Below are 13,111 nucleotides of genomic sequence, written 5' to 3'. Positions count from 1 at the left end.
GCTTCCGGGGGGCAGGGTTACGGCAGGGGCCCTGGGCCGCAACTGACTTCATCCGCGAACGGGAGTGACCGATGGCGCGACTGACCGACCTGCGTACCGAGCACCGCCAGACCCCCACCGGGATCGACGTGACGCCGCGGTTCTCCTGGGTGGTGACCGCGGACCGGCGCGGCGCCGCGCAGCTATCCTACCGGGTGGTGGTCCGCGCCGGGCAGGAGCGGCTGTGGGACTCCGGCACCGTCGCCTCGGACCGCTGCGCGGAGGTGGCCTACGAGGGGCCGCCGCTGCCCGCGCTGACCCGCTGCGTCTGGACGGTGACCGTGACCACCACGGACGGCACGGCCACCGCCTCCTCGTGGTTCGTGACCGGGCTGCCCAGCGAGGCGGACTGGGCGGGCGCGCAGTGGATCGGCCGGGCGGCCGGCGACGGCGCCGCGCCGCTGCTGCGCCACGCGTTCACCCTGCCCGCCGCGCCGGAGCGCGCCTTCCTCGCGGTGGCGGCCGGCGGCTACGCCCGCGTGACGCTGAACGGCCGCCCTGTGGCCGACGAGGTGCTCTCCCCGGGCTTCACCGACTACACCCGCCGCGTGCAGTACGTGGTCCACGACGTCACACACCTGCTGCGCCCGGGGCCGAACGCGCTCGGCGCCGAGCTGGGCCGCGGCTTCTTCGGCGTGACCGCGCCCAACACCTGGGACTGGCACACCGCCCCCTGGCACGGCGAGCCCCGGCTGCGGCTGCTGCTGCGCGCCACCGGCCGCACCGGCCGCGCCACCACCGTCGTCTCCTCTGCCGCGTGGCGGGCGGCGGACGGGCCGACGCGCTACGACGACATCTACGGCGGGGAGAGTTACGACGCCCGCTACGAGCGCCCCGGCTACGGCCTGCCCGGCTACGACGACGCCGGCTGGGCGGCGGCCGACGTGCTGCCCGCGCCCGCCGGGCGGCTGGAGAACCAGCGGCAGCAGCCGGTCCGCGTCCTCGGCGAGCTGCTGCCGGAGGAGGTCACCGAGCCGCGCCCGGGCGTCTACGTCCTGCGCTTCCCCCGGGTCATCGCGGGCTGGGCGGCCGTGCGGTTCACCGCCCCCGCCGGGCACACCGTCACCCTGCGGTACGGCGAGCGGCTCGACGCCGACGGGCTGCCGCGCTACGACGACCCCCACGGCTGGTACGACGGCCGGTTCCAGCAGGACGAGGTGACGTCGGCGGGCGCGGACACCGAGACCCGGTGGGAGCCGCGCTTCACCTACAAGGGTTTCCAGTACGTGGAGGTGTCCGGCTGGCCCGGCGGGGCGCCGCCGCGCCCCGGGGACGTCACCGCGAAGATCGTGCACGCCGACGTGGCGGTCACGGGCAGCTTTACCTGCTCGGACCCGCTGCTGACGCGGCTGCACGAGCTGACGGTGCAAACCGTGCTCAACAACCTGCACCACCTGCCGACCGACACCCCCAAGTACGAGAAGAACGGCTGGACCGGCGACGGGATGCTCGGCGCCGAGCTGTTCCTGCGCAACCTCGACGTCCACGAGCTGCTCGCCAAGTGGGTCACCGACATCGCCGACACCCGCCGCGACGGCGGCGCTCCCGAGGTCATCGCCCCGCACGGCGGCTGGCACCTGTCCTGGGACCCGGCGCCGGTCTGGCACGCCGCATACGTGCTCATCCCGTGGTGGCTGTACCAGGCGACCGGCGACGAGCGCGTGCTGCGCGCGCACCTGCCGGGCATCGAGGAGTACCTGCGGTTCGAACTCGCCCGCTTCCCCGACGGCATCGCCACCTCCACGCTCGGTGACTGGGTCGGCCCCGAGACCGGGCCCGAGGGCGGCAACCAGCCCGAGGACGTCCGCGTTCCGGCGACCGCGTACCTGTACGCGATGCTGCGGACGGCCGCCCGCGCCGCCCGTGCCGTGGGCGACGGCAGGAGGGCGGCGTGGTGCGCGGACCAGGCGGCGCGGGTACGGGCGGCCTTCCGTGCCCGCTTCGTCGACCCGGCGGCGGGACGCGTGCGCGGTGAGGGCGACCGGGGCTTCCGCCAGACGCACCACCTGCTCGCCATCGCCTTCGGGCTGCTGGACGGCGAGGAGTGCGACCGCGCGGCCGCCCTGGTCGCCGAGGACGTCGCCGCGCGCGGCGACCGGCTCAACACCGGTGCGCTAGGCACCAAGTACCTGCTGCCGGTGCTCACCCGCCACGGCCACGCGGCGCGGGCGCTGGCCGTGGCGCGGCAGGAGGAGTACCCCAGCTGGGGGCTGTGGCTGCGGCACGGCGCGACGTCGCTGTGGGAGCACTGGAGCCTCGGGTCGCGCTCCCGGGGCCACTACTTCCTCGGCACCGTGGACGACTGGCTGTTCGAGGACGTCGCGGGCCTGGCCGTGACGGCCCCGGGCGGCGACCGGCTGCTGGTCCGCCCGGCGCTTACCGGCCTGCTGGATGCGGCTGCCGCCCGCGTGCGGACCCCGCGCGGCCCGGCGGCCGTGGCCTGGCGGCGCCGCGGCGGCGTCCTGACACTGCGCGCCGAGGTGCCGGTCGGCGCGACCGCCCGCGTGCACCTGCCGTGCGGGGATGCGGCGGCGGTGCGGGAGTCGGGGGTGCCGCTGGCGGCGGCCGAGGCGGTGCGGCTGCTGCCGGACCGGGAACGCGGTGCGCTCGTCGCCGACGTACCGGGCGGAACCTACGAGTTCACGGTCCGGCTGCCGTGACGTGTCTCCCCGCCCCGTGCTGCCCCGGTTCTGCCCCGGGTGCCGTGCCGGGCGGTGCCGGGGCGGGGAGGCGCAGCGCCGTTCTCACCCGTCGTCGCGGGCCGGAGCAGGCGGGCCGGACGGGCGGGGGCCGCTGGCGCGTTCCGTCCGCCGCCGTTCTACGCTTCCGGTGCCTCCCGCGAGGCGCCCTGACCGTGCCCAGCGACCAATCGGCGAGGGAGCATGACCGCAACCGAGCCCGGCCTGACCGGCCGTCTCACCGCCTTTCCGCTGCCCGCGCGCGGCAAGGACCCCATCCCGGCCGTGCTCGTGCTGCCCGGCGGCGCCTACCTCAACCACGCCAGCCACGAGTCCGAGCCGGTCGCGCGCTGGCTGAACGACCTCGGTCTGGCCGCGTTCGTGCTGCGGTACCGGGTGGCGCCGCACCGCCACCCGGCCCCGCTGACGGACGCGGTGGCCGCGCTGCGGGCGATCCGCGCCAGCGCCCCGCGCCTGGGCGTCGATCCCGCCCGCGTCGGCGTGCTCGGCTTCTCAGCCGGCGGGCACCTGGCCGCCTCACTGGCCAGCGGTCCGGGTGTCGAGGCGGCGGACCGCCCGGCGCTGGCCGTGCTGGGCTACCCGGTGATCTCGTTCAGCCAGCTGCCGCACCTGGGCTCGCTGACCGCGCTGCTGGGCGAGGACGCCACCACCGCCGAACGCCGCGCCGCGTCGCGGGAGCTGGCGGTCGACCCGCACACCCCGCCGGTGTTCCTGTGGCACACCGCCGACGACGAGGCGGTCGATGTGGCGCACTCCCTGCGCTACGCGGAGGCGCTCACCGCCGCCGGGGTACCGGTCGAGCTGCACGTCCTGCCGCACGGGCGGCACGGTGTCGGGCTCGCCACCGGTGACCCGGTGGTGTCCCGCTGGACCGGCTGGTGCGCCGAGTGGTTCCGCGCGCATGGCTGGCGCTGACGGCCCGGGGCCGATGCGGATACGGCTGCTCGGCACGGGGTCGGGAGACGGCTGGCCCAACCCGTGGTGCCGCTGCCGCTCCTGCGCCTGGGCGCGCCGGACACCGGGCGCCGCGCGCGGCCAGACCTGCGTGCTGGTGGACGACACGCTGCTGATCGACACCGGCAACGTCCGCAACGCCGCCGTTCCCCTCGATGCGGTGCGGACGGTGCTGTTCACCCACGCCCATCCCGACCACGCCGACCCGCAGCCGCTGTTCTGGCGGTACTGCGCCTTCAAGCACGCGGGCCGCGTGGCACCGCTGGAGATCGCCGGGCCGCCCGCCGCGCTGGAGGTGTGCCGCCCGTGGGTGGACCCCGAGGGGCCGTTCACGTTCACGCCGCTGCGCGCGGGCCAGCGCCAGCGCCTGGCCAGCGGGCACACGGTGCGGGCGCTGCCGGCCCGGCACTGGCCCGGCGACCCGCACGTCGGGCCCGCCCTGCTGTACGCCGTCGACGAGCGCCTGCTGGCGGCCTGGGACACGGGCGCACCGCTGCCGCCCGCCGACCACCCGGCCGCGCCCGGCTACGACGTGGTGCTCCTGGAGTGCAACGACGGCCTGCGGCCCGCCTATCCGGAGCACCACAACCTTCAGGCGTTCGCCGGTACGGTCGGCGGACTGCGGGCGCGCGGCGCCATCGACGACCACACCCAGGTGGTCGCCGTCTCGCTCGGCTGCGGCAACCCGCCGGGGCCCGAACTCGACGCCATCCTGGCCCGCTGCGGCGCCGCCGCTCACCCCGACGGCACCGTGCTCACCGCACCGCCCCGCCCGCGCCCGGCGCGGCAGGGAACCGGCCGGGCCGCGCCGGGGGCCGCGTTCAGGAGGTGAGGGTGACGGTCATGCGGGGCAGCAGCCGGCCCGGAATGGAACCGGAAGGGCTGGAGCCGGTGCGGACGGCGCCCATGGCCCGGTAGAACGGTTCGGCGTGCGGGTCGGCGTCCAGCGACAGCCGCGTGAACCCCTCGGCGCGCGCGGCCGTGACCACGTGTGTGAAGAGCTGGCGGCCGATGCCCCGGCCGATGGCGGGCGGGGCGACGAACAGCATGCCGAGTTCGCCTTCCGGCGGATCGCCTTCGAGTGTGGCGAAGCCGAGGACGTCACCGCCCCGCTCCGCCACCGTGACCCGGCGCCGCGTCATGTCTTCCTCGCGCAGGGTCAGTTCGTCCGCGCATGCCGCGAGGAACGCCTCGTCGTAGCCCCAGTGCCCCTTGGAGCGCAGCGCCAGCGCGCTCAGCTTGGCGGCCTCACCCGGCCGTCCCGGCCTGACCGTCACGCGCCCGCTGTCCGCCATGAGCCTCCTCCTGCTGCCTCGCACCGCTTCCGGCCCGCGCGCCGGTCCAGGCGCCCAGCGCGGTCACTGCTCCCGCGCCGGCCGCCAGGGCGGCCGCGTACTGCCGCGCCGTGATGCGCGTCCTATGCCGCGGCGGCACCAGGCCCTCCGGGTCCTGGTATACCTCCAGCCGGTCGCCGGGCCCGGCGTGGCGGCAGCCGTCACCGTCGAGTTCGGCGGTGCTCCCGTCCGGGAGGCGGACGTCGCAGACGGCGGAGGTCTGGCCGGTGTTCACCGACTCCCGTGCGCGGACCCGCTCGATGACGGCGGTCACCTGCTCGCCGCGCTGGTCGAGCACGGCGTCGGAGAGCAGCACGGCCGCGGTCATCATGAGAGCCAGCTGGACGCCCGCCAGGGGCAGCACGCACCAGCGTGCGAAGCGCAGCGTGACGCCCGCGCTTACCACGATTACGGCCATGCCGGTCACGCCGCCGGCGAGAGCCAGCGCGGATGGCCCTGACAGCAGCGGCACGGCCAGCAGCAGCCCCGAGCCGGTCACCGCAACAGCGCTGGCCAGCCCGCCCGCCGCCCCCAGTAGCACCCGCGCCGCCGTCCCCATCGCCTGCTCCTCCCCCGCGCGCTGCGGCCCTGGCCGGGCCGGCCGAGGAGCCCCTGCCACAGCTGCCCGTCACACCGCGCCGCCCGGCAGGCGCGGCGGCCGGGCGGCGGTGGCACCGGGGGTGGTCAGTCCCCGTCGAGTTCGATGTCGAGGCCGATGTCTTCCAGGGCGTCCTCGGCCTCGTCCAGCACTTCCTCGGCGAACTCCTCTTCCAGTTCCTCGTCCACGCGCGGTCTGCCTTTCTCGCAGGTTGCTCGAAGGGAGCTGGGAGCCCCGCTGGCGCGAGGCAGACCGCATCGTACTGTGAAGAAGGCGTCAACTCACCCCTTATCACAGGGGTATTCAGATCTCTCTCAGGCTCCGCTCTCCTGCTCGGCCTCCACCTGCGCGTTCCACTCGCGTTTCGGAGGCCTGCCAGCCGTCCTCGTCGTGCCCCAGGCGCCAGTAGCCGGAGACCGGCATGTCCTCGCGCGGCACGCCCCGGTCCAGACGCAGGTAGCGGCACAGCCGCTTGACGAAGCGCGCCTCGCCGTGGACGAAGGCATGGACGCGTCCGGGAAGTCCATCGCGCGCACAGCCTCGGCCAGCCGCCCGCCGACGCGGGCGCCGCCGCGGCGGAGCCAGACGGTCTCCGCGCCCTCTGGCGCGCCGGGCTTCTGCTCCTCGTCCGCACCGGCCACCTCGATGACGGCCCGGACGACGGGCTGTGCCGGGCCCTGGAACGCCTGGGTCCCGCAGCCGCTCCAGGGCGGCGGCGATGGCGGGCAGGGCACTCTCGTCGCCCGCCAGCAGGTGCCAGTCGCCGCGGGATCGGGGGTAGGCGCCGCCGGGCCCCGCAGGCGCAGCGTGTCGCCCAGCCGCGCCTTCCGCGCCCAGGGGCCGGCCAGCCCCGCGTCGCCGTGCACGACGACGTCCAGGCAAGGCTGACCTCACACGCCGACGGTTGCCGGCAAGACGCCCTGCGGCCGGTGCCGCCCCGGGTTCCCCCACCCGCTTGGCGGAACGCGCCCGCGCGGGGGCGGGAGCCGCGCGGCCGCCTCCGTGACCAGGCGCGCGGGGCCGCAGCACCGGGAAGCGGCGCGCGGTGGGTTCCGGCGCGCGTTTGCGGGCCCGCGGGGGTGCTGCTCGACTCGGACGCAGGGGCCCTGCCCCGCATCACGTCCCCTTTCCAAGGAGATCCGCCGTGACAGCGAGCCCGAGACCGTCCGCCTCCTCCGAGCACCACCCCGACGGCAGCCAGCCGTGGCTGCACCAGACCAGCGGCGTCATACAGGAGTTCGGCACCGTCAAGCAGTTCCCGGTGGCGCTGCCGGAGGAAACGCGCCTGTACTCCTGCCAGCGTCTGAACAAGGTGCTGGCGGACAGCCAGATCCTGTTCGCGCTGTACAAGAAGTACCACTGGCTGATGCGGGGCCCGACCTTCTACCAGCTGCACCTGCTGCTGGACAAGCACGCCAACGAGCAGCTCGAACTGATCGACTCGATCGCCGAGCGGATCCAGACCCTGGGCGGCATCGCGGTCGGCGACCCGCGCCACGTCGCGGAGATCACGACCATTCCGCGCCCGCCGAACGGCGCGGAGGAGGTGCCCGCCATGCTCTCGCGCCTGCTGGAGGCCCACGAGACGATCCTGACCGACTCCCACGACGCCGCCGCCCGCACCCAGGAGCTGGGCGACGACGGGACGAACGATCTGCTCGTCTCCGACGTGATCCGCACCGGCGAGCTCCAGAGCTGGTTCGTGGCCGAGCACCTGGTGGACACGCCGCTGGTGCGCGCCTGACCCCCCGTTCCCGGCGGCCGGTCAGACCAGCACGAACACCATCACCACGGCGACGGTCACCACGACGGCGGCCGCCAGCGCCAGCCGCAGGCACGAGGAGCCCGCGCCGCCGGGGCGGGCGGCGGCCGCGGCAGCCTGGTCCGCCGGCCGCGCCGGCCCGGCGGGAGTGCCTGGCGCGAGGGCGGCAGCGCCGGCGGGGAACGGTTCCCCGGGGTCCCGCCACTCCCACGTCCCGTCCGGCCGGGGGTCGCCGCGGCGCAGCGCCCCGCTTCCCTCCCGCCGCCAGCGGGTGCCCGCGGCGTCGGTGAACCCGACGGTGAGATCGTGCGGTTCGGGCACCCGCCCCTCGCCGTCCGCCACCCGCGCGAGGTGGAAGGAACGCTGGTCACCCGGTCCGAGCGGGCCGGCGACCCCGGGCACCGCCTGCCCCCGGTAGGAGGCGGTCAGGCGCGTGACGGGCTGGTCGCCGGGGTTCACCAGCACCAGCCGGTACGTCGTCCAGCCCTCGTGCAGCGGCGACCGGGCGGCGACCGTCCGCACCTCGATCATCGATGCCTGGACACGTCCCTCGCGCCGCTCCACCTCCCGCTCGCGGGCCGCGACCCGGGCCTCCCGGCGGCGGATGGCCGCCTGGGCCCGTACCTGGCCGCGGTGGGATAAGTAGCTGACGGCGAGCGCGCCCAGGGCGACGCACACGCTGAATCCGGCGATGAGATTCTGGGCCACCGGGCCACTATGGCGGCTCGCCGCCGTCAGCTCACGGGGTCTTGCGGAATTCGTCTGCGCCCGGGCCGTGCGGGCGGTCAGTCGCCGCACAGGGCGTGCTCGACCAGGGTCTGGGCGGCCGCCGCCTGTTCCTCGAACGCCTGCTGGTCGGCGAAATCGGTCGTGAAGGCGGCGGCGTTGGCGGCGGCCGTGCCGTCCTCGGTCACGCCGGTCTCGGAAGTCGTGCCGAACGACGTGCCGCCGTGGAACCAGAAGCCCTCGCCGTCCCCGCAGCGCGGCGCCCACGCGATACCCAGGCCGTACTCGGTGCCCGGGCCGGCGAAGTCCTCGGCGGGGACCGTGCGCTGCATCTCGGCCAGCTGCTCCGGCGGCAGCAGCGTGCCGTCCATCAGCGCGCGCAGGAAGGTGTTCACGTCCTGGTTGGTGCTGATGATGCCGCCGTCCGGGCCGCCGTCGGCGGCCAGCGAGGTGTCGGTCAGCTCCTCCTCCCCGGGGAACCGGGTGTACGCGGTGGCCGTCGGCTGCGGCACGTACGGCGAGGTGCCCGGCGTGAAGGTGTGTTCCAGGCCCAGCGGCTCGATGATCCGCTCGTGCACCTCCCGCTCCCAGCTGTGCCCGGTCGCCTCCTCGATGATCATGCCGGCCAGCAGGTAGTTGGTGTTGGAGTACTCCCAGCGGGTCTCGGCTCCCGGGTCCGCCGCGTCAGGCAGCCAGCTGGGCGGGACCGTCATCGCCAGGGCGACCTTCTCCTCGTCCGTCCGGCTGTCGAACCTCCCCTCCCGGTACCCCTCGGGCGTCAGCACGTCCGGGTCGCCGAAGAGGACGTCGGTGTAGTCCGCCAGCCCGCTGGTCTGGCGCAGCAGGTTCTCCAGGGTGATGCGGCTGCCGTCATTGCCGTTTCCGGTGACCAGGCCGGGCAGCCACTCCTCGACCGTGTCATCCAGGCTGAGCGTGCCCTCGGCGACCAGCTGCAGGGCCACGACGGCGGTGTAGGTCTTGGTGTTGCTGCCGATGCGGTGGTAAGAGTTCCGCGGCACGGGCCGCTCCTCTTCGAGGCTGGCGGTGCCGGCGCGCGCCCACGCGGTCTCGCCGTCCGCGTACTGGGTGGCGGCGATGGCGCCCGTCGCGCCCGCCGCGGTGATGGCCCGCACGTCGCGCCGCAGGGTGTCCTCGTCGCCGGACACGGCGGACGCGCCGCCGGTGACCGCCTGGGTCACCAGGGCCGCCAGGCCCACCGCCGCCGCCAGCCCGAGCCGTGTGAGAACCGTCGCGCGCTTGCTCGTCATCCCTCGTCTCCCGCCGTCGTCCCGGCTGTTCTCCACGTGCTCACGACGCTACGGACGGGCACCGGCCCGCTCCATGCGGCTGGCCCGACAGCGCGGGGTGGGGTTGTCCCCCGGCCGGGGCGGCCTGCGACGGGGCGCCGCGGTCCGGCACCCCGCGCATCAGGAGCAGGTCCTCACCCCAGCCGTCCAGGACCGGGCCGTGGCCGGCCGCGCGGGCGTGCGGCTCCAGGCCGTTGAACATCGCGCGCAGGCCGGGCGCGGGCGAGGCGGCGGTGAGGGTCTCCTCCAGCAGCGGCAGCAGGCGCTCGGCCGCCCACTCCGGGCGGCTGAGCGGATGGTGCCGCAGCTCCCAGCGCAGGTACCTGTTGAAGGGGCGGACCCGCTGCTCGCAGGCGAAGACGTAGGAGAGGAAACCGGGGACTGCCAGTTCCGCCGCGTCGAGCCGGGCCGCGCACGGGTCGCCGTCGCGGTCGTTCTTCAGCGAGCGGTACACGCCGTTGCAGAACGCGTCGAGCGCGGCGGGCGCCGCGCGCGCCGCCTCCTCGGCCGTCAGGCGGCCCTTGGCGGAGACGAGGCGGGCGAGCAGCCCGTCGGGGGTGTCCCGCAGCACGACGGCGTGCGCGAAGGTGTACCGGTTCCACTCGCTGCCGGAGCCGGGCAGGGCGTGGGCGCGGAACTCGCTCAGGGGCAGTGCCCACACGTCGAGCCGGGCACCGCGCCGCAGTTCGGCGGCGGCGTCCGCCTCCGCGCCGTCCTCGGTGACCAGCAGCACGTCATAGTCCGAGCGGGGCGTGGCCGCGCCTGGCGCGCCCGCGAGCCCGTCAGCACCGCGCCGATGACGCCGCGCCGCTCCCGCAGCCGGGCCAGCAGCGCGGCGAACTCCACGCTGGCACTGGGCGCTTCGGTCATGTCCGCCACCCAAGCACCGCGGGCGGCGCGGCGGCAACCGGTTACCGGGAGAGGTCCCCGCGATCCAGGCGGTGGCGGACCCAGACGGTGGGCCCGACGTCCGCGGCTGCCCGGCCCCCGGCGCGCCGGAGCGGATCTTGACACCGCGGCCGACCGCTGTGTTGTATCGATAAAACACCCTGCCGCCCCTCCCGCTGACTGCCCAAGGAGCCGATCCGTGCCCGAGCGCGCCGCCACCGCGATCATCAACCTCGACATCGAGGGTCCGGTGATCAGCCGCCACCTCTACGGCCACTTCGCCGAGCACCTGGGACGGTGCATCTACGGCGGGTTCTACGTCGGCGAGGACTCCCCGATCCCGAACGAGGGCGGCATCCGCCTGGACGTCGTCGAGGCGCTGCGGGCGCTGAACATCCCCAACCTCCGCTGGCCCGGCGGCTGTTTCGCCGACGAGTACCACTGGCGGGACGGCGTCGGCCCCAAGGAGCAGCGGCCCGTGATGGTCAACACCCACTGGGGCAACATCGAGGAGAACAATCACTTCGGCACCCACGAGTTCATGGCGCTGTGCGAACTGCTGGGCGCCGACCCGTACATCAACGGCAACGTCGGCAGCGGCACAGTGCGGGAGATGAGCGAGTGGGTCGAGTACCTCACGCGCGACGGCGACAGCCCGATGGTCCGGCTGCGGAAGGCCAACGGCCGCGAAAAGCCCTGGCGCGTGCCGTTCTGGGGCCTGGGCAACGAGGCGTGGGGCTGCGGCGGGAACATGCGGGCCGAGCACTACGCCGACCTGGCCCGGCAGTACGCCACCTACTGCCGCGACCATGACGGCAACAAGCTGTACCGGATCGCGGCCGGCGCCGCCGACGCGGACGTCACCTGGACCGAAACGCTGATGAAGGCGCTCAGCTGCCTGGGCTGCAAGAAGCAGCCGCGCCCCTACTACCAGGGCATCTCGTTCCACTACTACACGCTCACCGGGCCGTGGGAGGCGAAGGGCAGCGCCACCAGCTTCACAGAGGAGGACTACTACCGCACGCTGGCGGCGGCCCAGGAGATGGACGAGGTCATCTCCGCGCACTCCCGCGTCATGGACTGCTATGACCCGGGTGCCACGGTCGGCCTGGTGTGCGACGAGTGGGGCACGTGGTGGGACGTGGAGCCCGGCACCAACCCCGGCTTCCTGTTCCAGCAGAACACCCTGCGCGACGCGCTGGTGGCCGCCACGACGTTCGACATCTTCCACCGCCACTCCCGCCGCCTGGTGATGGCCAACATCGCGCAGACCGTGAACGTCCTCCAGGCGATGCTGCTCACCGACGGCGAGCGGCTGGTGCGCACCCCCAGCTACCACGTCTTCGAGATGAACAAGCACCACCAGGACGCCGCGTCGCTGACGGTGCACCTCACCGAGCCCGCGCCGCGGCGCGCCGCCGGGGAGCGGGAGGTGGAGACGCTGTCGGTCTCGGCGAGCACGAAGGACGGCCAGGTGCTCATCTCGCTGAGCAACCTGGACGCCCGCGAGCCGGCCGAGGTCTCGTTCGACCTGCGCGGCCGGACCATCGGTGAGCCCCACGCCCGGATCCTGACCGCCGAACGGCCGCAGGACCACAACACCAGCGAGGCACCGGACACCGTGGTGCCCCGTCCCTTCACGGACGTCACGGTGACCGCGACGACCCTGCGCGCGGTCCTGCCGCCGCACTCGTTCGTCACCGTGCGGGCACCGCTGAACTGACTGACGCCCCCGCGGTGCGCGCCCGACGACCCGTCACTTACCCTTCGGTGCACAGCGTTTCACCTGACGAAACGGATCAGCTGCGGGAAGGCGGACGGTATGACGGAAGGCGGGACGGGCGCGCAGCCCGAGGTCGACATCAACGTGCCGAGCGTGGCGCGCATGTACGACTACGCACTGGGGGGCAAGGACAACTACGCGGCGGACCGCGAGGCGTTCGAGCGGCTGGAGGCGAACGCGCCGAGCACCAGGCCGCTGGCGGTGAACAACCGGAGGTTCCTGCAGCGGGCAGTCCGCGTCCTGGCGCGTGACTACGGGGTACGGCAGTTCATCGACCACGGCTCGGGGCTGCCCACGCAGGACAACGTGCACCAGATCGCGCAGCGCGAGGATCCCGAGTCGCGGGTGGTCTACATCGACAACGACCCGATCGTCCTGGCCCACGGCCGCGCACTGCTGGAGGAGAACACCCGCACGGCCGTGATCCAGGCGGACATGCGGGACACCGAGAAGATCTTCGCCCACCCGGAGGTGACGCGGCTGATCGACCTGTCACAGCCGGTCGCCGCACTCTTCGTCTCGGTGCTGCACTGCATCCCGGACCAGGACGACCCGGCGGGGCTGGTGCGGCGGGTGGCCGACCGGCTGCCGTCGGGGAGCTTCCTGGTGATCAACCAGCTGGTCAGCGATGACCCGGCCATCCGCCAGAAGATGACGGACTCCATGCTCGACAGCACGCGCGGCAACTGGGGTCGGGTGCGCGAGAAGCACGAGGTGCAGGCGTTCTTCGACGGCCTTGAGATCCTCGACCCCGGACTGGTGGAGATCAGCACCTGGCGTCCCGACTCCGAACTGGCGCCCAAGCAGCTGACGACCGAGTGGATCGAGTACGGCGGGGTCGCCCTCAAGCCCTGACCGCGCCGCCCGGCCCGGGGCGCGGGGCGGCGGCACGCGCTAGCCCGCCCCGCGCTCGCCGTCCGGGCGCAGCGCGGCGAGGATGGCGCCGGTCCTGCCTTGGGGTTCGGCGGTGGCGCAGAGGCTGTCCATGACGGCCATGTAGTCCTCGACGTCGTCGCGCTTG

The 13,111-nt window shown here is 74.4% G+C and carries 12 protein-coding genes; 6 read left to right on the top strand and 6 right to left on the bottom strand.

Annotated elements, in window-relative coordinates:
- Positions 1-71: 71 nt before the first annotated feature.
- From JK356_RS15240 to JK356_RS15230, 3 genes are all read left to right on the top strand, one after another.
- Complete coding sequence (locus JK356_RS15240; RefSeq protein ID WP_201868484.1) at positions 72-2,699, top strand: alpha-L-rhamnosidase; 2,628 nt, start codon at positions 72-74, stop codon at positions 2,697-2,699.
- A 222-nt stretch (positions 2,700-2,921) separates the two neighbouring features.
- On the top strand, positions 2,922-3,653 hold the full coding sequence (locus JK356_RS15235; RefSeq protein ID WP_201868482.1) for an alpha/beta hydrolase: 732 nt from the start codon (positions 2,922-2,924) through the stop codon (positions 3,651-3,653).
- The gene (locus tag JK356_RS15230; RefSeq protein WP_201868481.1) at positions 3,640-4,524 is read left to right on the top strand and encodes an MBL fold metallo-hydrolase; all 885 of its coding nucleotides are present in this window, start codon (positions 3,640-3,642) and stop codon (positions 4,522-4,524) included. Before JK356_RS15235 ends, JK356_RS15230 begins: the two co-directional genes overlap by 14 nt.
- On the opposite strand, the gene JK356_RS15225 is transcribed toward JK356_RS15230, so the two are convergent.
- The 3 genes from JK356_RS15225 to JK356_RS15215 all read right to left on the bottom strand — a co-directional run bounded on the left by JK356_RS15225 (position 4,514) and on the right by JK356_RS15215 (position 6,490).
- Entirely contained in the window at positions 4,514-4,987 is a 474-nt protein-coding gene (locus tag JK356_RS15225; protein WP_201868479.1) for a GNAT family N-acetyltransferase, read from the bottom strand. The genes JK356_RS15230 and JK356_RS15225 overlap by 11 nt on opposite strands.
- On the bottom strand, positions 4,941-5,585 hold the full coding sequence (locus JK356_RS15220; RefSeq protein WP_201868478.1) for a hypothetical protein: 645 nt from the start codon (positions 5,583-5,585) through the stop codon (positions 4,941-4,943). Before JK356_RS15220 ends, JK356_RS15225 begins: the two co-directional genes overlap by 47 nt.
- A 353-nt stretch (positions 5,586-5,938) precedes the next feature.
- Positions 5,939-6,490 carry an SIP domain-containing protein gene (locus JK356_RS15215; RefSeq protein WP_307815605.1) on the bottom strand — a complete coding sequence of 184 codons (552 nt, stop codon included), beginning with the start codon at positions 6,488-6,490 and terminating at the stop codon, positions 5,939-5,941.
- 278 nt (positions 6,491-6,768) lie between these two features.
- Between JK356_RS15215 and JK356_RS15210 the strand changes: the two genes are divergently transcribed.
- Positions 6,769-7,368, top strand: coding sequence for a Dps family protein (locus JK356_RS15210; RefSeq protein WP_201868477.1), 600 nt, complete (start codon positions 6,769-6,771; stop codon positions 7,366-7,368).
- Between the two features lie 21 nt (positions 7,369-7,389).
- On the opposite strand, the gene JK356_RS15205 is transcribed toward JK356_RS15210, so the two are convergent.
- From JK356_RS15205 to JK356_RS15195, 3 genes are all read right to left on the bottom strand, one after another.
- Entirely contained in the window at positions 7,390-8,094 is a 705-nt protein-coding gene (locus tag JK356_RS15205) for a hypothetical protein (protein WP_201868476.1), read from the bottom strand.
- A gap of 77 nt (positions 8,095-8,171) precedes the next feature.
- Positions 8,172-9,380 carry a serine hydrolase gene (locus JK356_RS15200; protein ID WP_201868475.1) on the bottom strand — a complete coding sequence of 403 codons (1,209 nt, stop codon included), beginning with the start codon at positions 9,378-9,380 and terminating at the stop codon, positions 8,172-8,174.
- Between the two features lie 40 nt (positions 9,381-9,420).
- Complete coding sequence (locus tag JK356_RS15195) at positions 9,421-10,152, bottom strand: hypothetical protein (protein WP_201868474.1); 732 nt, start codon at positions 10,150-10,152, stop codon at positions 9,421-9,423.
- 354 nt (positions 10,153-10,506) lie between these two features.
- Between JK356_RS15195 and JK356_RS15190 the strand changes: the two genes are divergently transcribed.
- Both JK356_RS15190 and JK356_RS15185 read left to right on the top strand, forming a co-directional pair.
- A complete protein-coding gene (locus JK356_RS15190) occupies positions 10,507-12,030 on the top strand; it encodes an alpha-L-arabinofuranosidase C-terminal domain-containing protein (RefSeq protein WP_307815603.1) in 1,524 nt (507 codons plus the stop codon).
- Between the two features lie 99 nt (positions 12,031-12,129).
- On the top strand, positions 12,130-12,945 hold the full coding sequence (locus JK356_RS15185) for an SAM-dependent methyltransferase (RefSeq protein ID WP_201868473.1): 816 nt from the start codon (positions 12,130-12,132) through the stop codon (positions 12,943-12,945).
- The last annotated feature ends 166 nt before the right edge of the window (positions 12,946-13,111 follow it).

This window comes from Streptomyces sp. 7-21, assembly GCF_016741785.1.
Classification (GTDB): Bacteria; Actinomycetota; Actinomycetes; order Streptomycetales; family Streptomycetaceae; genus Streptomyces.
The sequence above is the reverse complement of the archived record's forward strand: the minus strand, read 5'-3'. Positions and strand labels throughout refer to the sequence as shown.

Coding starts and splice junctions, on each gene's coding strand:
- JK356_RS15185 (WP_201868473.1), top strand. CDS start 12,130: ATGACGGAAGGCGGGACGGGCGCGCAGCCCGAGGTCGACATCAACGTG.
- JK356_RS15240 (WP_201868484.1), top strand. CDS start 72: ATGGCGCGACTGACCGACCTGCGTACCGAGCACCGCCAGACCCCCACC.
- JK356_RS15200 (WP_201868475.1), bottom strand. CDS start 9,380: ATGACGAGCAAGCGCGCGACGGTTCTCACACGGCTCGGGCTGGCGGCG.
- JK356_RS15220 (WP_201868478.1), bottom strand. CDS start 5,585: ATGGGGACGGCGGCGCGGGTGCTACTGGGGGCGGCGGGCGGGCTGGCC.
- JK356_RS15225 (WP_201868479.1), bottom strand. CDS start 4,987: ATGGCGGACAGCGGGCGCGTGACGGTCAGGCCGGGACGGCCGGGTGAG.
- JK356_RS15235 (WP_201868482.1), top strand. CDS start 2,922: ATGACCGCAACCGAGCCCGGCCTGACCGGCCGTCTCACCGCCTTTCCG.
- JK356_RS15230 (WP_201868481.1), top strand. CDS start 3,640: ATGGCTGGCGCTGACGGCCCGGGGCCGATGCGGATACGGCTGCTCGGC.